At 72.9% G+C, this 18433-nt stretch carries 20 protein-coding genes; 4 read left to right on the top strand and 16 right to left on the bottom strand.

The annotated features are described in order from the left end of the window. Positions 1 to 89 precede the first annotated feature (89 nt). The 10 genes from hisIE to I596_RS16260 all read right to left on the bottom strand — a co-directional run bounded on the left by hisIE (position 90) and on the right by I596_RS16260 (position 8314). A complete protein-coding gene (gene hisIE / locus I596_RS16305) occupies positions 90 to 701 on the bottom strand; it encodes a bifunctional phosphoribosyl-AMP cyclohydrolase/phosphoribosyl-ATP diphosphatase HisIE (protein ID WP_067650373.1) in 612 nt (203 codons plus the stop codon). After that, the gene (hisF, locus tag I596_RS16300) at positions 698 to 1474 is read right to left on the bottom strand and encodes an imidazole glycerol phosphate synthase subunit HisF (protein WP_067650371.1); all 777 of its coding nucleotides are present in this window, start codon (positions 1472 to 1474) and stop codon (positions 698 to 700) included. The genes hisIE and hisF overlap by 4 nt, the downstream gene beginning before the upstream one ends. Next, entirely contained in the window at positions 1456 to 2193 is a 738-nt protein-coding gene (locus I596_RS16295) for a 1-(5-phosphoribosyl)-5-[(5-phosphoribosylamino)methylideneamino]imidazole-4-carboxamide isomerase (protein ID WP_067650369.1), read from the bottom strand. Before I596_RS16295 ends, hisF begins: the two co-directional genes overlap by 19 nt. Beyond that, complete coding sequence (gene hisH, locus I596_RS16290; RefSeq protein WP_067650367.1) at positions 2190 to 2783, bottom strand: imidazole glycerol phosphate synthase subunit HisH; 594 nt, start codon at positions 2781 to 2783, stop codon at positions 2190 to 2192. Before hisH ends, I596_RS16295 begins: the two co-directional genes overlap by 4 nt. Next, positions 2780 to 3847: a bifunctional histidinol-phosphatase/imidazoleglycerol-phosphate dehydratase HisB gene (gene hisB, locus I596_RS16285; RefSeq protein WP_067650365.1), complete on the bottom strand. Its 1068-nt coding sequence runs from the start codon at positions 3845 to 3847 to the stop codon at positions 2780 to 2782. The genes hisH and hisB overlap by 4 nt, the downstream gene beginning before the upstream one ends. Further along, complete coding sequence (hisC, locus tag I596_RS16280; protein ID WP_067650363.1) at positions 3844 to 4893, bottom strand: histidinol-phosphate transaminase; 1050 nt, start codon at positions 4891 to 4893, stop codon at positions 3844 to 3846. The genes hisB and hisC overlap by 4 nt, the downstream gene beginning before the upstream one ends. Further along, positions 4890 to 6209 carry a histidinol dehydrogenase gene (gene hisD, locus I596_RS16275; protein WP_067650361.1) on the bottom strand — a complete coding sequence of 440 codons (1320 nt, stop codon included), beginning with the start codon at positions 6207 to 6209 and terminating at the stop codon, positions 4890 to 4892. Before hisD ends, hisC begins: the two co-directional genes overlap by 4 nt. Further along, the gene (gene hisG / locus I596_RS16270; protein WP_150132283.1) at positions 6206 to 7105 is read right to left on the bottom strand and encodes an ATP phosphoribosyltransferase; all 900 of its coding nucleotides are present in this window, start codon (positions 7103 to 7105) and stop codon (positions 6206 to 6208) included. The genes hisD and hisG overlap by 4 nt, the downstream gene beginning before the upstream one ends. Next, on the bottom strand, positions 7099 to 7452 hold the full coding sequence (locus I596_RS16265; protein WP_067650359.1) for a YerC/YecD family TrpR-related protein: 354 nt from the start codon (positions 7450 to 7452) through the stop codon (positions 7099 to 7101). Before I596_RS16265 ends, hisG begins: the two co-directional genes overlap by 7 nt. 124 nt (positions 7453 to 7576) lie before the next feature. Next, the gene (locus I596_RS16260) at positions 7577 to 8314 is read right to left on the bottom strand and encodes a helix-turn-helix domain-containing protein (RefSeq protein WP_067650357.1); all 738 of its coding nucleotides are present in this window, start codon (positions 8312 to 8314) and stop codon (positions 7577 to 7579) included. A gap of 86 nt (positions 8315 to 8400) precedes the next feature. Here I596_RS16260 and I596_RS16255 point away from each other — a divergent pair, with 86 nt between their 5' ends. Then, positions 8401 to 8859, top strand: coding sequence for a DUF6265 family protein (locus I596_RS16255; protein ID WP_223303856.1), 459 nt, complete (start codon positions 8401 to 8403; stop codon positions 8857 to 8859). A 71-nt stretch (positions 8860 to 8930) separates the two neighbouring features. Here the strand turns inward: I596_RS16255 and I596_RS16250 are convergent, their stop codons facing one another. Continuing rightward, a complete protein-coding gene (locus tag I596_RS16250; protein WP_067650353.1) occupies positions 8931 to 10388 on the bottom strand; it encodes an amino acid permease in 1458 nt (485 codons plus the stop codon). A 126-nt stretch (positions 10389 to 10514) separates the two neighbouring features. Here I596_RS16250 and I596_RS16245 point away from each other — a divergent pair, with 126 nt between their 5' ends. Then, positions 10515 to 11261, top strand: a complete 747-nt coding sequence (locus I596_RS16245; protein ID WP_067650351.1) for a type 1 glutamine amidotransferase — start codon at positions 10515 to 10517, stop codon at positions 11259 to 11261. 27 nt (positions 11262 to 11288) lie between these two features. Here I596_RS16245 and I596_RS16240 read toward each other — a convergent pair whose 3' ends face one another. Genes I596_RS16240 through I596_RS16230 form a run of 3 tightly spaced genes read right to left on the bottom strand, consistent with a single transcriptional unit; the run spans position 11289 to position 13197 of the window. After that, on the bottom strand, positions 11289 to 12203 hold the full coding sequence (locus tag I596_RS16240; RefSeq protein ID WP_067650349.1) for an arginine deiminase-related protein: 915 nt from the start codon (positions 12201 to 12203) through the stop codon (positions 11289 to 11291). Continuing rightward, a complete protein-coding gene (locus I596_RS16235) occupies positions 12200 to 12784 on the bottom strand; it encodes a DNA-3-methyladenine glycosylase I (protein WP_067650347.1) in 585 nt (194 codons plus the stop codon). The genes I596_RS16240 and I596_RS16235 overlap by 4 nt, the downstream gene beginning before the upstream one ends. Before the next feature lie 8 nt (positions 12785 to 12792). Further along, positions 12793 to 13197 (bottom strand): ketosteroid isomerase-related protein, encoded by a 405-nt coding sequence (locus I596_RS16230; RefSeq protein WP_067650345.1) that lies wholly within the window; start codon positions 13195 to 13197, stop codon positions 12793 to 12795. 69 nt (positions 13198 to 13266) lie between these two features. Between I596_RS16230 and I596_RS16225 the strand changes: the two genes are divergently transcribed. Next, positions 13267 to 14145, top strand: coding sequence for a DMT family transporter (locus I596_RS16225; protein ID WP_223303855.1), 879 nt, complete (start codon positions 13267 to 13269; stop codon positions 14143 to 14145). Here I596_RS16225 and I596_RS16220 read toward each other — a convergent pair. Continuing rightward, positions 14133 to 14591, bottom strand: a complete 459-nt coding sequence (locus tag I596_RS16220; RefSeq protein ID WP_067650338.1) for a DUF2214 family protein — start codon at positions 14589 to 14591, stop codon at positions 14133 to 14135. The genes I596_RS16225 and I596_RS16220 overlap by 13 nt on opposite strands. Before the next feature lie 13 nt (positions 14592 to 14604). Then, on the bottom strand, positions 14605 to 15561 hold the full coding sequence (locus I596_RS16215; RefSeq protein WP_067650335.1) for a pyridoxal-phosphate dependent enzyme: 957 nt from the start codon (positions 15559 to 15561) through the stop codon (positions 14605 to 14607). A 172-nt stretch (positions 15562 to 15733) separates the two neighbouring features. On the opposite strand from I596_RS16215, the gene pepN reads away from it, so the two are divergent. Then, positions 15734 to 18370: an aminopeptidase N gene (gene pepN / locus I596_RS16210; protein WP_067652175.1), complete on the top strand. Its 2637-nt coding sequence runs from the start codon at positions 15734 to 15736 to the stop codon at positions 18368 to 18370. The last annotated feature ends 63 nt before the right edge of the window (positions 18371 to 18433 follow it).

Below are 18433 nucleotides of genomic sequence, written 5' to 3'. Positions count from 1 at the left end.
ATGCGGGCGGCGAGCCATGGTACGCCGCCGATGCGGCGGCGGACCAGAGCAGCGCTACGCCGGCAGGCAGCCCTCCTGCCGGCGAGCGTTCAGGCCGGCCGGTGGCGCCGTTCCAGTTCGGCGACGACGTCGGCCAGGACCAGGTCGCTGCCGTGCAGCAGCACCAGCAGGTGGAACAGCAGGTCGGCCGCCTCGGCGCGCAGCTCGCCGGGTTCGCCGGCGAGCGCCGCCAGGGCGGTCTCGACGCCTTCCTCGCCGACCTTCTGCGCCTGGCGCTTGCGTCCCTTCGCGAACAGGCCGGCGACGTAGCTGGTGGCCGGGTCGGCGGTGCGGCGCGCCGCGATCAGCGCCTCCAGCCGGTTCAACCACGGGTGTGCACCGCCGTCGCCGTCGAAGCAGCTGGCCGTGCCGGTGTGGCAGGTCGGCCCGGCCGGGACGGCCTGGCACAGCAGCGTGTCGCCGTCGCAGTCGGCGGCCAGCGAGACCAGGGCCAGTACGTGGCCGGAGCTCTCGCCCTTCTTCCAGAGCCGCCCGCGGCTGCGCGAGAAGAAATGCACCTGGCCGCTGGCCAGTGTCTGTTCCAGCGCGGCGCGGTCGGTGTAGCCGAGCATCAGCACGCGCCCGTCGTGGGCGTGCTGGACGATCAGCGGCACCAGCCCGTCGCCCTTGTCCCAGTCGATGCGTTCGGCGAGCGTGCTCACGTGCGCACCGTCAGGCCGCGCGCGGCCAGGTAGTGCTTGAGGTCGCCGAGGTGGATCTCGCCGCTGTGGAACACGCTGGCGGCGAGGGCGGCATCGGCCTCGCCGCGCTCGAAGACGTCGGCGAAGTGCGCCGGCGTTCCGGCACCGCCGGAGGCGACCAGCGGCAGGCGCGTCGCCGCGCGCACGGCGGCGAGCGGGCCGTGGGCGTAGCCGGCGCGCACGCCGTCGGCACGGATCGCATTGAGGACGATCTCGCCGGCGCCGCGCTCGCCGATCTCGCGGACCCAGCCGAGCAGGTCGCGGCCGCTGTCGGCGGCGCGGTCCGGCCGGCCGCTGTTGGCGACGACGCGCCAGCTCGCCGGTGCCTCGCCCGGCGCGTCGAGGTCGATGCCGACGACCACGCACTGGCTGCCGAAGCGGCCGGCGAGCGCGTCGATCAGCGCCGGCTGCGCCAGCGCCGGGCTGTTGACCGACACCTTGTCGGCACCGGCGGCCAGCACCTGCTCGGCGTCGGCGATCGAACGGATGCCGCCGGCGACGCAGAACGGGATGTCGAGCTCGGCGGCGACGCGCTCGATCCAGGCGGTGTCGACCCGACGTCCTTCGGGGCTGGCGGTGATGTCGTAGAACACCAGTTCATCGGCGCCTTCGGCCGCGTAGCGGCGCGCCAGCGCGACGATGTCGCCGACCACGCGATGGTCGCGGAAGCGCACGCCCTTGACGACCACGCCGTCGGCGACGTCCAGGCATGGGATCAGGCGGTACGCGAGCATGCGGCGATCTCTTCCAGGGCGAGGCTTCCGTCGAGCAGGGCCGTGCCGGCGACGCAGGCGGCGACGCCGGTGCCGCGCAGCGCGTCGACGTCGGCGCGATGGCGCACGCCGCCGGACGCGATCCAGTCCAGCTGCGGCCAGCGGCCGGCGAGCATGCGGTAGAGGACCAGGTTCGGGCCCTCGCCCATGCCGTCGTGGGCGATGTCGGTGCTGAGCACGTGGCGCAGGCCGCGTTCGGCCAGGTCGTCGAGCAGGACGGCGATGTCGGCGTCGCCGGTCGCCTGCCAGGCATCGACCGCCGGCCGCCAGCGGCCATCGCTGTCGCGCAGCAGGTCCAGTGCCAGGCACAGGCGATCGGGCCCGAAGGCGTCGAGCCAGCCGGCGAAGGTGTCCGGGTCGCGCACGGCGACACTGCCGACCACGACGCGCGCGATGCCCGCGTCGAGCAGGCGCGCGACGTCGTCGCGGCTGCGCACGCCGCCGCCGGCCTGCACCTGCACCTCGCCGGCGGCGATCCGCTGCAGCAGCGCCACCTGTACCGGGCGGCCGGCGCGCGCGCCGTCGAGGTCGACCAGGTGCAGCCACTGCGCGCCGGCACCGGCGTAGCGCGCCGCCAGCGTCTGCGGCTCGTGGTCGAACTGCCGGCTGCGATCGAAGTCGCCCTGGCGCAGGCGCACGACGCGGCCGTCGCGCAGGTCGATGGCGGGGATGATCTTCATCGGAGCGCAAAGAAGTTGGCGAGCACGCGGCGCCCGGCGGCGGCCGATTTCTCGGGATGGAACTGGACGCCGTGAACGCGGCCGTCGCCGACGGCGGACGCGAACGCGGTGCCGTAGGCGGTCGAGGCCTGCGTCGTCGCGCCGACCGGCGCGGCATAGCCGTGCACGAAATAGAACCAGGCATCCGCGTCGATGCCGTCGAACAGCGGCGCGCCCGGCGCTGCCTGCACCCGGTTCCAGCCCATGTGCGGCCAGCGCGGCGCGTCCGGCAGCCGGCGCACGCGTCCCGGCAGGACGCCGAGGCATTCGGTGCGGTCCTCCTCCGAGGCTTCGAACAGCAACTGCATGCCCAGGCAGATCCCGAGCAGCGGTTGCGCGAGGCGCGGGAGCAGCCGGTCGATGCCGCGTTCGCGCAGGCCGTGCATCGCATGGCCGGCGGCACCGACGCCGGGCAGGACGAGATGGCTGGCGGCGGCGATGCGCGCCGGATCGTCGCTGACCTCGGCCGCCACGCCGATGCGCGCGCAGGCCTGGCGCAGCGAGCCGAAGTTGGCGCCGCTGCCGGGGATGATGACCGCGCGCACCGTCATGCCAGCACGCCCTTGCTGCTGGGCACGTCGCCGGTGCCGCGCCTGAGCGCGGGACGCAGCGCCCGACCGACCGCCTTGAAGCAGGCCTCGATCATGTGATGGGTGTTCTCGCCGTGCACGCGCAGGTGCACGGTGGCACCGAGCGCATCGGCGAGGCTGCGGAAGAAATGCGGCACCAGCTCGGTCGGCAGCGTCCCGACCACCTCGCGCGGGAAGCGGCCGTCGAACACGAAGTACGGCCGGCCCGAGAGGTCGATCGCGGCCTCGGCCAGGCTCTCGTCCATCGGCAGCGTGAAGCCGTAGCGGCCGATGCCGCGCCGGTCGCCGAGCGCCTCGCGCAGCGCCTGGCCGAGTGCCAGCGCGCAGTCCTCGACGGTGTGATGCTCGTCGATGTGCAGGTCGCCGTGGCAGGCCAGCCGTAGCGCGAAGCCGCCGTGCACGCCGAGCTGCTCGATCATGTGGTCGAGGAAGCCGATGCCGGTGGCCACCTCGGGCCGTGCCGTGCCGTCCAGGTCGATCGCCACGACGATGCGCGTCTCCCGCGTGGTGCGCTCGACCCGCGCGGTGCGTGGCGCGTCGAGCAGTGCGCGCGCGATCGCCGGCCAGTCGCCGTCGGTGCCCAGGCGAAGCCCGCGGATGCCGATGTTGCGCGCGAACTCCAGGTCGGTCTCGCGATCGCCGATGACCGCGCTGCGGGCGCGGTCGAGCGCGCCGTCGACGAGGTAGTGGCGGACCATGCCGGTGCCGGGCTTGCGCGTGGGCGCGTTGTCGGCGGGCCGGTGCGGGTCGATCAGGACCTCGCGAAAGCCGACGCCCTCGCTGGCCAGGATGTCCAGCAGCAGCTGCTGCGGGCCGGCGAAGTCGGCCTCGGGAAAGCTGGGCGTGCCCAGGCCGTCCTGGTTGCTGACCATGACCAGCGCGTAGCCGGCGTCGATCAGGCGCCGCAGCGCCGAGATCGCGCCGGGGACCAGCCGGAACTTGGCGTAGCTGTCGATCTGCTCGTCCGGCGGCTCGGCGATCAGCGTGCCGTCGCGGTCGACGAACAGGATCTTCGGTGCACTCATGCCAGCGCCTCCAGCAGCGCCTCGTTCTCGTACGGACTGCCGACGGTGATGCGCAGACAGTCGTCCAGGCCCGGCTGCGCCGAGACGTCGCGCAGCACGATGCCGGCGGCCAGCGCGCGCTCGAGCGCCGCCGGGCCGTCGTCGAAACGGGCCAGCACGAAGTTGGCCGCCGAGGGCCAGACCCGCCGCACGCGCGGCAGCCGCGCCAGCGCGTCGGCCAGCTGGCCGCGTTCGGCGACCAGGGTGGCGATGCGCGCGTGCGTGCGCTCCAGCGCCGCCGGTTCCAGTGCGGCGACGGCGGCGGCGACGCACGGCAGCGGCAGCGGATACGGCGCGGCGATGCTGCCGATGAAGCGGGCCACGTCGGCATGCGCGATCAGGCTGCCGATGCGGGCGCCGGCCAGCGCGTGCGCCTTGGACAGCGTGCGCAGCACGACCAGGTTGTCGTACCGGTCGAGCAGGGCGGTCGCGCTGGGGATGCCGGCGAACTCGATGTAGGCCTCGTCGACCACCAGCAGCGCGCGTCCCGCCAGGGCCTGGGCGAGGTGGCCGATCGCGTCGTGGTGCAGCTCCCCGGTCGGGTTGTTCGGCGAACACAGGATCACCAGCTTGGTGTCGGCGTCCGCCAGTGCCAGCAGCCGGTCCGGATCGAGCGCGAAGTCCGCCTCGGCGCGCAGCGCCAGCGTGCGGTACTCGGCGCCTTGCAGCTGCGCACCGATGCGGTACATGCCGAAGCTCGGTGCCAGCCCGACGACGTTGTCGCGGCCGGCGCGGCAGAAGCCGCGCAGCAGCAGGTCGATCGCCTCGTCGCTGCCGCGGCCGGTCCAGAGCCGGTCCTCGGCGACGCCGTACAGCGCTGCCAGGTCGCTGCGCAGCGCCAGCGGCTGGGGATCGGGATAGCGGTTGAAGCCGGTCGGGCAGCCGTCGCCGGACCACGGCGACTCGTTGGCGTTGAGGCGGATCGTGCCGACCAGGCCGCTTCGGCGAGCCGAGGCGTACGGCTGGAAGCCGGCCAGGTCCGGGCGGACGCGCGCGAGCATGTTCATGCGCCGACCGCCTGCGCACGTCCGAGTGCGGCCAGGCGCAGGTCGACCGCGCGCGCGTGCGCCTCCAGCGATTCGGCGCGGGCCAGCACGGCGGCATCCGGCCCGATCGCGGCCAGGCCTTCGGCGCTCAGTTCCTGCACGTAGACGCGGCGCAGGAAGCTGTCGACGCCGACGCCGCTGTAGGCCCGCGCGAAGCCGAGCGTCGGCAGCACGTGGTTGGGTCCGGCGCAATAGTCGCCGAGCGTCTCCGGCGACCACGGGCCGAGGAAGATGCTGCCGGCCGCCGACAGCCGCGGCAGCAGGGCCCGCGCATCGCGCGCCTGCACGATCAGGTGCTCGGGCGCGTAGCGCTCGGAGACCTCGACGGCTTCGGCCAGGTCGCGCACACGGATCAGGCGTGCGTGCGCGAGCGCGGCCTGGGCGATCGCGCGGCGTGGCAGCGTCGCCGCCTGGCGCGCCACGGCCGCCTCGACCTCGTGCAGCAGGCGTTCGCTGGGGCTGACCAGGACCACCTGCGAGTCGGCGCCGTGCTCGGCCTGCGCGAGCAGGTCGGCGGCGACGAAGGCGGCATCGGCGGTCTCGTCGGCGATCACCAGGACCTCCGACGGGCCGGCCGGCAGGTCGATCGCCGCGCCGTCCGGATCGGCGGCGACCTCGAGCTTGGCCTGGGTGACCCAGGCGTTGCCGGGACCGAACAGCTTGTCGCAGCGCGGAACGCTGGCCGTGCCGTAGGCGAGCGCGGCGATCGCCTGGGCGCCGCCGAGCTTGAACACGCGATCCACGCCGCACAGGCGCGCGGCGGTGAGGATGACCGGGTCGGCGCGCCCGTCGGCGCGCGGCGGCGTCGCCAGCACGATCTCCGGGCAGCCGGCCAGCCGCGCCGGCACCGCCAGCATCCAGACCGTCGACGGCAGCGGCGCGCTGCCGGCCGGCACGTACAGCCCGACCCGGGCGATCGGGCGGATCAGCTGCTCGCAGCGCACGCCCGGTGCGGTATCGACACGCAGCGACGGCGGCACCTGCGCGGCGTGGAAGCTGCGCACGCGGTCGATCGCGCGGCCGATCGTCGCGCGCAGGGCCGTGCCGACCTCGGCCTCGGCGGCGGCGAACTCGGCCTCGTCGACGGCGAAGCGTGCCAGCGTGCAGCCGTCCAGCCGTGCGGTCAGCTCGTGCAGGGCGGTATCGCCACGCGCACGCACGTCGGCGAGCAGCGCGCGTACCTGGTCCAGTTGCTGCGGATCGCGGACCTGGCGCGGGCGCGCCAACGCGGCCTCGCGCTCGGCCTCGCCGAGAGCCGACCAGTCGAACCTCTTCATGCCAGCATCCGCTCCACGTTCAGTACCATCAACCCGCGCGCACCGAGGCGCTTGAGATCCTCCAGGTGCTGCCAGTCCAGCGCGCCGCTGCACAGCGCCTGCACGGCGATGTCGTCGGGCAGTCCGTCCAGGCTGAGCACGCTCGGCGATTCGCGCACCGGCAGCAGGCGCGTGATCGCCGCCAGCGCGGCGCGCGGTGCCTGCAGCATCAGCAGGCGCGCGCCGTCGCTCGACTGCGCGCCTTCGATGCGCGCGCACAAGCGCTCGACCTGCTCGGCCTTCGCGCTGCCCAGCGGATGCGGGCTGGCGGCGAGCACGGCCTCGCTGTGCAGGATCGCGACCAGCTCGTGCAGCTGGTTCGCGGCCAGCGTCGCGCCGGAGGAGACCAGGTCGCAGATGGCGTCGGCCTTGCCGAGCCGCGGCGCGATCTCGACCGAGCCGCTGAGCACGACGATCTCGGCGCGGATGCCGTTGACGGCCAGCCAGTCGGCGAGCAGGCCCGGATACGACGTGGCGATGCGCAGGCCGTCCAGCTGGGCCGGCACGGTTATCGGCCCGCCGTCGGTCACCGCCAGCGACAGCCGGCAGCCGCCGAAGCCGAGCGCCAGCCGTTCGGCCGGCGCGTCGGTGCCCGGGAGCGCCGTCAGGCGCTGCTCGGCCAGCACGTTGCGGCCGACGATGCCCAGTTCGCAGCTGCCTTCCATGAGCAAGCCGGGGATGTCGTCGTCGCGCACCAGCAGTACGTCGATCGGCAGGTTCTCGCCGTAGAGGAACAGGCGGTCGCGGCTGGCGCGGAACGAAAGTCCGGCCCGGCGCAGCAGGGAGAGCGAAGTCTCGGCCAGGCGGCCGGATTTCTGCACCGCCACGCGCAAGCGGTCGCGTGCGATCGTCACGATGGCGTCCTCGCCGGCGTGGCGCCGGCGGTCGCCGCGGGCCGGTCGAGCCCGAGCCGCTGCGCCGCCAGCCGATAGCCGCCGGCGCCCTGCTCGAGGCAGCGCGCGACACGACCGATCGTGGTGACGCTGACGGAGGTGTTCTCGTGGATCTCGCGGTAGGGCTCGCCCGCGATCAGGTGCGGGACCACGCACCAGCGGTCGCGCATCGCCTCGCGCTCGGCCGGCGTGCACAGGTCGTCGAGGAAGGCCCGCATTTCCTCGACGCTGCGCAGGGCCAGGAGGGCTTCGCAGAGCGAGCGCTCGGCATGCCCGGAATCGAGCGAGGGTTCGGCCTGACGTCGTTTCATGGGTGTAATGTATTAGCGCGTTAATACATTAGACTAGTCCTCGCAGGTAGCCCGGTCAAGCGGCGTGTCGGCATCGGGTTGCTCGTCCCGCGGGACGCCAAGCGGGCGCCGGCGCGCCTGGCACCTAGACGAACGGGCCGCGTGCGCGCTTGCGGACGGTCCTGGCCGCGGCACCGGCCAGCTCGCGGAACTCCCGGGCCATGTGGGCCTGGTCGGCATAGCCGCCGTGCGCGGCCTGGTCGGCCAGTGCCGTCGCATCGGCCTGGATCGCCGACAGCGTGTCCTGGAAGCGCAGCAGGCGCAGGTAGGTGCGCGGCGGCAACCCGACCGCGTGCTGGAACCAGCGCTGCAGGCCGCGCATCGACCGGCCGCTGCGCCGGGCCAGGTCGGCGACCGATGCCGAGGCCACCACCGCGCGGCCGATCGCACGATCGGCCGGCGCCACCGCCGCGTCGAGCGCGGCGCCGATCGCATCGGCGTCGCCGGCGTCGAGCGCGTGGAACAGCGCGACGGTGCGGTCGGGCAGGCCGGCGGCGTCGAGCGCGATCCAGTCGTTGAGGAAGCCGCGGCAGGGACGGCCGCCGAGGGCATGCCAGGTCCACGGCCACAGCCGCAGGCCGACGAAGGCAGCGTCGCCGCTGAAGTGCAGCAGCGCCGGCCGGTCGATCAGGCCGGCGACGAACACCGCCGGCTGCGCACGTCCCCAGGTCGAGCGGCCGTGCAGCCGCCGGATGACCTCCACGCAGCCGTCCGGCGTCGCGCTGTGCTCCACGCCGGCCGGGGCGGCGCCGTCGCCGCGGAGTGTCCAGAACGTCTTGGCCAGGTCGCCCAGTCCCGGCAGGGGAATCTCCGCGTACTCCATCGCCAGCTCCGGTTGTCGTGTTCGTTCAAGCGCCGCCGGTCGCGCGGCGATACCGTGCGCCCTTCTTGACCGGTGGGAGTCCCGAGATGAAGAGCGTACTGGCAATGGCCCTGGCTTGGAGCGTCGCTGCGGCAATCCCGGCGGCTGCCGCCGGCGGCGCGGCGATCGACCAGTTGGCCTGGATGAGCGGCACCTGGGGGGCGGAGAAGGACGGCCGCTGGACCGAGGAGCACTGGACCGCGCCGCGCGGCGGCCTGATGCTGGGCGTCAACCGCACCGGCGCCGGCGACGCGGCGCGTGGGTTCGAGTTCCTGCGCATCCAGGCCGGCAGCGACGGCGTCCTGAGCTACTGGGCCGCGCCGGCCGGGCAGGCGCCGGTGCCGTTCCGCCTGACGGCGAGCACCGCCGACAGCGTCACGTTCGAGAACCCGCAGCACGACTTCCCGACCGTCATCACCTACCGGCGCGAAGGCGATCGCCTGCAGGCCACGATCGCCGGACCGGGCGGCGCGAAGGCGATGAGCTGGACCTGGCAGCGCCGTTGATCCCGCCCACCGCCGCGTGCTGCGCGCCGATGCGGGAAGCGCGGCGCGTGCGGCCGGGCGCCGTGGCGCGGTCAGGCGCCAGCCGCGTCCTGGCCGTTGCCGCGCGCCAGGCGGCTGTGCCGGATGCTGTAGCCGAAATAGACCAGCAGCCCCAGGCCCATCCAGATCAGGAAGCGCTCCCAGGTCGCCCACGGCAGGAACGACAGCAGCCAGATCGAGAAGCCGATGCCGACCAGCGGCACGAACGGCACCCACGGCGTGCGGAATGCGCGCGGCAGTTCCGGGCGCCGGTGGCGCAGCACCAGGATCGCGCCGCAGATCACCACGAAGGCGCTCAAGGCGCCGATGTTGACCAGCTTGGCCAGGTCGCCGATCGGTAGTAGCCCGGCGGCGATCGCGGTCAACACGCCCAGCACCAGGGTCGGGCGGTACGGCGTGCCGTAGCGCGGATGCACCTTGGCGAACCAGGCCGGCAGCAGGCCGTCGCGCGCCAGCGAGAACCAGATGCGGGCGGCGGCCAGCATGAACGCGAAGACGACGCTGATGATGCCGGTCACCGCGGTCACCGAGATCGCCACGCTGACCCAGGTCAGGCCGATGCTGCCGAACGCGTGCGCGACCGGCGCCTCGTTGTCCAGCGTCGAGTAGTGCGCCACGCCGGTCAGTACCAGCGAGATCGTCAGGTACAACGCCATCGAGATGCCGAGCGAGAGCAGGATCGCGCGCGGCAGGTCGCGCTGCGGGTCCTTGGCTTCCTCGGCGGCGGTGGTCAGCGTGTCGTAGCCGAACACCGCGAAGAACACCACCGCGGCCGCCGCGACGACGCCGTGCCAGCCGTAGTGGCCGACGCCGGCGGCATCGACGACGCGGGCCGGGACGAACGGCTGCCAGTTGGTCGGATCGATGTAGAACGCGCCGACGCCGATCACCAGGGCGACGCCGATGATCTTGATCGCAACGACGATCGTGTTGAGGCGCGCGCCCCACTCGGTGCGCAGGGTCAGCAGGCCCGCCACCGCCAGGGCGACGGCCGCGGCGACCACGTTGAAGACACGCCCCTCGCCGGTGCCGAGCGCGCCCTGCGCCCAGACCGGCAGCGGCATTCCCGCTGCGTCGAGCAGCGCCTGCAGGTAGCCGGACCAGCCGCTCGCGACGGCGGCGACGATCAGCGCGTACTCCAGCAGCAGGTCCCAGCCGATCAGCCAGGCGACGAACTCGCCGAGCACCGCGTAGCCGTAGGTATAGGCGCTGCCGGTGACCGGGATCAGTCCGGCGAACTCCGCATAGCACAGCGCCGCCGCGGCGCTGGCGATGCCGGCGATCAGGAACGCGATCGCGACCGCGGGTCCGGCGTTGACGGCCGCCTGCTGGCCGGCCAGCACGAAGATGCCGACGCCGATGATGCCGCCCAGGCCGATGCTGGTGAGCTGCCAGACGCCGAGCACCCGCCGCAGGTCGCGGCGCTGGCCGAGTTCGGCCTGCAGTTGTTCGACGGTCTTGTGACGGCCGAGCTGTTCGATCAGGCGCATGCGGATTCTCCCCGGGTGATCGGCCGATCATAACCGTCGCTGCCGGGCGGCTGTGCGGCGCCGGCGGATGCACGCGATGGCCCGATTCGCTAGAGTCGTTCGCATTGCAGCGCAGCAAGTCCGTCCATGCCCCGCATCCTCGTCTTCCAGCATGTCGCCGCCGAGCCGCTCGGCACGCTGGACCCGCTGATCCGCCGCCGTGGCCATCGCATCAAGTTCGTCAATTTCGAGCGCGATCCCGATGCCCGTCCCGACATCGACCGCTACCGCGGCCTGATCGTGCTGGGCGGGCCGATGAACGTCGAGGACCAGGCACGCCGGCCGCACCTGAAGACCGAGCTGGCGGTGATCGAACGGGCGCTCGCGCAGGGCAAGCCGGTGCTCGGCATCTGCCTGGGCGCGCAGCTGCTGGCGCACGTGCTCGGCGCCGGCATACGGCGCAATCCGTCGCCGGAGATCGGCTGGTACGACCTGGCGACGACCGACGGCGGGCGCCGCGATCCGGTGACCGGCGCGCTCGGCGCGCATGCGGCGGTGTTCCAGTGGCACAGCTACACGTTCGACCTGCCGGCGGGTGCCGAACACCTGGCGCGCACGCCGACCTGCGAGAACCAGGCATTCCGCTACGGCGCTGCTGCCTATGGCTTCCAGTTCCACCTGGAGATGGACGGCGCCTTGATCGAGCGCTGGCTCGGCCTGCCGGAGTATCGCGACGAACTGGTGGCCGCGCGCCTCGGCCACGGCCCGGACGAGATCCGCACGCTGACCGCGTCGCGCATCGATGCGATGCAGGCCTCGGCCGACACCGTGTTCAACGGCTTCCTCGACCTGATCGGACGCCCCGCGCGGCGCATCGTGCTGCCGTCGCGCTAGCGTGCCCGCGGCGCGCCGGGACCGGCCTCAGTAGATTTCCGCCACGCAGCAGCGCAGGCTGCCGCCGGCGGTCTCGATCGTCGCCAGATCCACGCTGCCGATCGACCATCCCCAGCCGGCCAGCGCCGCGCGCTGGCCCGGCGTGAGTGCATCGGCGGCGCGTTCGCTCATCCACACGCGCTGCGGCGTCAGGCTGATCGCATTGCCGGCATAGGCGCGCTTCTGCGCCGCGTCGATGAACACCGCCCGGCCGCCGTAGGCACGGGCGATCGCGTCCGGTACGGCCGGATCGGCGAAGCCGTCCGGCGCGATGATCGCGCTGCGGCCGGCCAGCAGCGCGAGCACGACATTGGTGTGGTACTCGCCGGGGGCCAGATCGAAGCAGAACATCAGGCGCAGGCCGAAGGCGGCCTGCATCGCCCGTGCGCCGGCCCGGTCGCAGCGCTCGGACAGGCCGCAGTAGCCGATGCCGCGTGCGCGGTCGATCACCAGGGCGCCGGTCAGCTCGGCGACGAAGGATTCCTGCGACAAGTCGATCGTGCGATAGCCGAGCAGGCCGGTGAAGAACGCGCGGATGTCGGCACGCCCGGCTTCGCGCCGGCGCACCGCATGGCGCATGCGGCCGACGATCAGGCGACCCGGGACGGTGGCGAAGACATTGTTCGGGAAGATGCCGTCCGGGCAGGCCGGATCGCCCGGAAAGCACAGCGTCGGCAGGTCCGCGCCGATGCGGCGCGTCAGCCCGGCGTGCTCGGCCAGGGCGCGCAGCGGGTCGGGTGCGGCCGACAGGTCCATGTAGCGATTGTCGCGGGCCGACTCGGCGGCCAGCGAGAAATCCGCCGGCGCGACCGTGAACGCGGCGCGTGCGGTCGAAGGGCCGCGCGGCGGAAAGCGCTCCTCGTCGAACGCGGCGAGGAAGGCGGCCGGGTCGGTGAGGATCATGCGCCGGCCGCCACCTCGCGGTAGCGGAAGCAGCCGGTGACGTGGTCGTTGACCATGCCGGTGGCCTGCATCATCGCGTAGCAGATCGTCGTGCCGACGAAGCGGAAGCCGCGCTTCTTGAGCGTCTTGCTCATGCGGTCGGAGGCGGGCGTGCTGGTCGGCGCCTCGCGCATCGTCTTCCAGGCGTTGACGACCGGCGTGCCGTCGACGAACGACCACAGGAACGCATCGAGGCTGCCGAACGCCTCGATCGCCTCCAGCGCCGCGCGCGCGTTGTCGCGCACCGAGTACACCTTGAGACGGTTGCGCACGATGCCCGGGTCGGTCAGCAGCTGCTCCAGTCGCGCATCGCCGAGCCGCGCGCAGCGCGCGATGTCGAAGCCCTCGAACGCGCTGCGGTAGTTGTCGCGCTTGGCGAGGATCGTCCGCCACGAGAGGCCGGCCTGGGCGCCCTCCAGGCACAGGAACTCGAACAGCGCGCGGTCATCGTGCAGCGGCACGCCCCACTCGGTGTCGTGGTAGTCGCGCTCGATGTCCGTATGCATCGCCCATCCGCAACGGACCGGACCGTCGGCGGCCATGGTGGGCCTCAGGCGCTGACCTGGCGGATCCAATCCTCCAGGTTGTAGTAGTTGGTGACGCGCGCGATCTTGCCGTCGCGGATGTCGAAGAACGCGCCGCCCGGCAGCACGTAGGCCTGACCGCGGGCCGGCGGCAGGCCTTCGTCGGCGACCAGGTACTGGCCGTGCACGACGTACTCGGCCGAGGCGTTGCGGCCGTCCTCGCTGGCGCACACGACGATGTTCTCCAGGCGTTCGCGGTAGCAGCGGTCCATGCGCGCCAGGAACGCGCGGAACGTCGCCTTGCCGGTCTCGCGGCCGCCCTGGTTGATGTCGTGGGCGACGTCCTCGGTCAGGTGGCCCAGCATGGTCTCCCAGTCGGCACGGTTGAACGCCGCGTAGTAGTCGCGGATCAGGTCGGTGGTCGCGGACATCGGCAATCCTCGTGGAAGGTCGGCAGGTATCATAGGCGATCCCCCCGGCCCGCCATGCGACGTATCGCCGTGCCCCGTCCTGCCTCTCGCGCCTGGCTCGCGCTCGTCGTGCTCGCGCTGATCTGGAGCTACAACTGGATCGTCATGAAGCAGGCGATGGCCTATTCAGGCCCGTTTTCGTTCTCGGCGTTGCGCTACCTGCTCGGCACGCTGGTGCTGTTCATCCTGCTGGCGGCCCGCGGCGAGTCGCTGCGGCCGCCGCCGCTGCTGCTGACCGCGGCGATCGGCCTGGCGCAGACCACCGGCTTCCAGGCCTTCGTGCAGTGGGCGCTGGTCGACGGCGGCGCCGGCCGGACCGCGCTGCTGGCCTACACGATGCCGTTCTGGACCGTGCTGCTGGCCTGGTGGCTGCTGGCGGATCGACCCTCGGCCCGGCATGGGGCCGGGATCGCGGTCGCTGCCGCCGGCCTGGTGCTGGTGCTGGAGCCCTGGCACGGCCTGGGCACCGCCCAGAGCGCCTGGCTCGCGATCGGCGGTGGACTGTTCTGGGCGATCGGCGTGGTGTTGTCCAAGCGGCTGTTCGCGCGCGGCGGGGTCAGCGCGCTGTCGCTGACCGCCTGGCAGATGGCGTTCGGCAGCGCCGGCCTGGTCGTCGTCGCGCTGCTGGCGGACGAGCGCAGCTACGATTGGACCGGCTACTTCGTCGCCGCCGTCGCCTACAACGCCGTGCTCGCGTCGGGTCTGGCCTGGGTGCTGTGGTCCTACATCGTCGAGCGCCTGCCGACCCACGTGGCCGGCATGACCAGCCTGGTGATCCCGGTGCTCGGCATCGGCTTCGCCTGGTGGCTGCTCGGCGAGCGCCCGGATGCGGCCGAAGCGGCCGGCATCGTACTGATCTGCCTGGCGCTCGCGATCGTCAACCGGCGTCCGCAACCTCAGCCGCGGTAGCCGATGCCGCGCGCCATCAGCGCGGCCAGCAGCGGCAGCAGCGCGACCAGGTGCAGCTCGACCAGCACCAGCAGGCGGACGCGCCGCTGCTGGTCGGCCGGGATGCGCCAGCCGGTGTCTTCCCGCTGCAGGCGGCGCCAGCGCAGGAACGCGCGCGTCGGCGCGATCGACAGCAGGCCGATCAGCACGAACAGGCTGATCTTGGCGTGGAACACCGGATTGCCGAGGAAGAACGCCGCCGGCTTGGCGCCGAAGAACAACCGCCCGGCGCCGCTCGCCAGCACGGCGATGGCGGCGATGAAGTAGCCGATGTCGATGCGGGCCAGGAAGGCCGGATCGGGCGGCGTGTCCCTGTGCCGGAGCAGCAGGTATTCGCAGAGCAGGTAGCCGGCCAGGAACAGGATGCTGGCGTAGTGGGCGTAGGCGAGCAGGGCATCGGTCCACATGCGGGCGGGCCTCTCAGGACATCCAGGGCAGGTGATCGAGGTCGACGTTGCCGCCGCTCAGCACGATGCCGACGCGCCGGCTCGCGAACGGCTCGGGGTTGCGCAGCACGGCGGCGAGCGCGATCGCGCTCGACGGTTCGACGACGATCTTGAGGCGTTCCCAGATCAGGCGCATCGCGGCCACGACCTCGGTGTCGCTCACCGGCAGGACCTCGACGGCATGGCGCTGCAGCAGCGCGAAATTGATCGCGCCGAGCAGGCCGCGCAGGCCGTCGCAGATCGTCGCCGGGACCAGGTCGCTCACGCGCTGGCCGGCGCGCAGCGAACGGAACGCGTCGTCGGCGCCTTCGGGCTCGGCCGCGAACACGCGCGCGGCGGGCAGCAGGGCGTGCGTGGCGATCGCGGTGCCGCCGATCAGCCCACCACCGCCGATCGGTGCGACCACGGCGTCGAACGGCCCGTGCTCGCGGATCAGCTCCAGCACGGCCGTGCCCTGGCCGGCGATCACGCGCGGGTCGGTGTAGGGATGGACCAGGGTGCCGCCGGTCTGCGCGGCCACGTGCGCGGCGGTGGCCTCGCGCGCGGCCATCGTCGGCGCGCACGAATGCAGCGTCGCGCCATAGGCGGCGATGCCGGCGAGCTTGGCCGCCACCGCGCCTTCCGGTACGACGACGTGGGCGGGAATGCCGCGCGTGCGCGCCGCCAGTGCCAGCGCGGCGCCGTGGTTGCCGGAGGAATGCGTGACGACCCCGCGCCGGGCCTCCTCGTCGGTGAGCGACCACACCGCGTTGCAGGCGCCGCGGAACTTGAAAGCGCCGACCCGCTGGAAGTTCTCGCACTTGAAGACCAGGCGGGCGCCGGCCAGTGCGTCGAGACTGGCCGAGCGCAACACCGGCGTCGCCGCGACGAACGGCGCGATCCGGCGGGCGGCGTCCTCGACGGCGGAGAAATCGGGAAGGGCGTCGGACATGGCGCGCGGATGGCAGCGGGAGGGCGGGGACGATACACGCCGGTGCATTTCACATGCTAGTGTGGCGGCCGCCGATCGGGGCGGACGCGGCGCCAGCGCCGTGCGCCGGCCGATCGCATCGTCCGCGGCCGATCGCTGCCGCGGCCCCGTTCCGCGCCGCCGCCGCCATCCCATGTCCGCTCCCGCCCTTGCCGTCCGCCTCGCCGATTACCAGGCGCCCGCCTGGCGCGTAACCGATGTCGAGCTGGTCTTCGATCTCGATCCGGAGGCGACCGTCGTCGAGGCCTGTCTTCGCGTCGAGCGGGACGCCGGCACGGACGCCGTGCCGCTGCGCCTGGACGGTGAATCGCTGGAGCTGCTGGCGCTGGAGGTCGACGGCGGGCCGCTGCCGGCGGAGCGCTGGCGGCTGGACGAGCGGTCGCTGACGCTGCTGGACCTGCCGGCGACCGCGACGGTCAGGACGCGCGCGCGCATCCGGCCGGCCGCCAATACCGCGTTGCAGGGGCTGTACCTGAGCGGCAGCGCCGCGGCGGGCTTCCTGCTGACGCAGTGCGAGGCGGAAGGCTTCCGCCGCATCACCTGGTTTCCCGACCGGCCGGACGTGCTGGCGCGCTATACGGTGACCCTGCGCGCCGATCGCGCGCGGTTCCCGGTGCTGCTCGCCAACGGCAACGCCGCCGGTGCCGGCGATGCCGGCGGCGGCCGGCACTGGGCGCGCTTCGTCGATCCGCACCCGAAGCCGAGCTACCTGTTCGCACTGGTGGCCGGCCGCCTGGAGCGGATCGAGGACACGTTCGTGACCGCCGAGGGCCGCCGCGTCGGCGTGGTGGTGCATGCCGAGGCCGACGCCATCGCGCAGTGCGGCTGGGCGCTGGACTGCATCAAGCAGGCGATGCGCTGGGACGAGGCGCGTTTCGGGCGCTGCTACGACCTGGACGCCTTCCACGTGGTCGCCACGCACGACTTCACGATGGGCGCGATGGAGAACAAGGGCCTCAACATCTTCAATTCCAAGTACCTGCTGGCCGACATCGAGCAGGCCACCGACGACGATTTCCGCCATGTGCTGGCCGTGGTCGGGCACGAGTACTTCCACAACTGGACCGGCAACCGCGTCACCTGCCGCGACTGGTTCCAGCTCAGCCTCAAGGAAGGCCTCACGGTCTATCGCGAACAGGAGTTCGAATCGGACGTCGCCTCGCGCACGCTGCGGCGCATCGAGGACGTGCGCACGCTCTGGCGCGCGCAGTTCCCGGAGGACGCCGGCCCGCTGGCGCATCCGGTGCGGCCCCTGCACTACAGCGCGATCGACAACTTCTACACGGCCACGGTCTACGAGAAGGGTGCGGAGATCGTTCGCATGCTGGCCACCGCGCTCGGCCGCGAGGGCTTCCGCCGCGGCCTGGACCTGTACTTCAGCCGGCACGACGGGCGGGCGGTGACGATCGAGGATTTCCTCGCCGCGCTCGGTGCCGCCACCGGTCGCGACCTGGCGCCATGGCTGGCCTGGTACGCGCAGCCCGGCACGCCGGAGCTGGTCGCCAGCGGCCGGCATGACGCACAGGCGCAGCGCTATGCGCTGACGCTGCGCCAGCGCACGCCGGCCACGGCCAACCGCCCCGAGGGGCAGGCGCTGCCGCTGCCGGTCGCCACCGCGCTGTTCGGCCGCGACGGCCGGCGCCTGCCATTGCGTGCCGATGCCGCTTCGCCGCCGGTTTCCGACGACGGGGTGCTGCTGCTCGACGGGGCGGAAGCGACCTGGCAGTTCGAAGGCGTCGCCGAGCCGCCGGTGGTGTCGCTGTTGCGCGGCTACTCGGCACCGGTACGGCTGCACCAGGACGTCGCTGCGGCGGACCTGGCCCTGCTGGCCCGCCACGAGGACGACGGCTTCAACCGCTGGCTGGCGGTGGACACCCTGGGCCGGCGCCTGTTCGCCGACATCCTCGCGGGCACCGCGTCGCCGGCAGCGCTGCCACTGTGGACCGATGCGATCGCCGCCGTGCTCGGCGACGACGGCATCGATCCGGCGCTGGCTGCGGAGCTGTTGACGCTGCCGGATGAAGCGACGCTGTCCGAAGGCCGGGTGCCGGTCGATCCGGAGGCCGTGCACGTCGCGCGCGCGCGGCTGGAAACGGCGCTGGCTACCGCGCTGGAGCCGGACCTGCTGCGGTGCCTGGACCGGCCGGTCGCCGTGGCCTCGCAGGCCATCGATGCCCCGGCCCAGGCGCGCCGGCGGCTGCGCAACCGCTGCATGGCGCTGCTGGCGCGCGCCGCGCCGACCCACCTGGAGCGCGTGCGGCTGCAATGGCGCGAAGCGGTCAACCTGACCGACCGGCTGGCGGCCCTGGCCTGCCTGTTGCAGGCGGAGGCGCCCGATGCGCCGGCCGCCCTGGACGATTTCGCGACGCGTCACGCCAGCCAGCCGCTGGTGCTCGACAAGTGGTTCTCGCTGCAGGCGACCGCCGCGCGCGACGATGCGGCCGAGCGGGTGGCGGCCCTGACCACCCATCCGGCGTTCCGCTGGGAGAACCCGAACAAGGTCTATGCGCTGCTGCTGGCGTTCGCGCTGCGCAATCCACGCGGTTTCCATCGCGCCGATGGCGCCGGCTACCGGCTGATCGCCGAATCGATCACCCGCGTCGACGCGCTGACGCCGCAGGTGGCGGCCCGCCTGGCGACCAGCTTCGGTGGCTGGCGCCGGTACGAGCCGGTACGGCGCGCGCAGATGCGCCACGAGATTGAACGGCTGCGCGCCCGCCCCCATGTATCGACCGACTTGGCCGACATTCTCGATCGCAGCCTCGCCTAGCGCGCTTCAGCGCCGTGTCGGTGTGCATCGACTATGATCGGACCGCTGCTCGCGGAGGTGCAC

Source organism: Dokdonella koreensis DS-123 (assembly GCF_001632775.1).
GTDB classification, from domain to species: domain Bacteria; phylum Pseudomonadota; class Gammaproteobacteria; order Xanthomonadales; family Rhodanobacteraceae; genus Dokdonella; species Dokdonella koreensis.
This window is presented reverse-complemented; position numbering and strand designations above follow the sequence as displayed.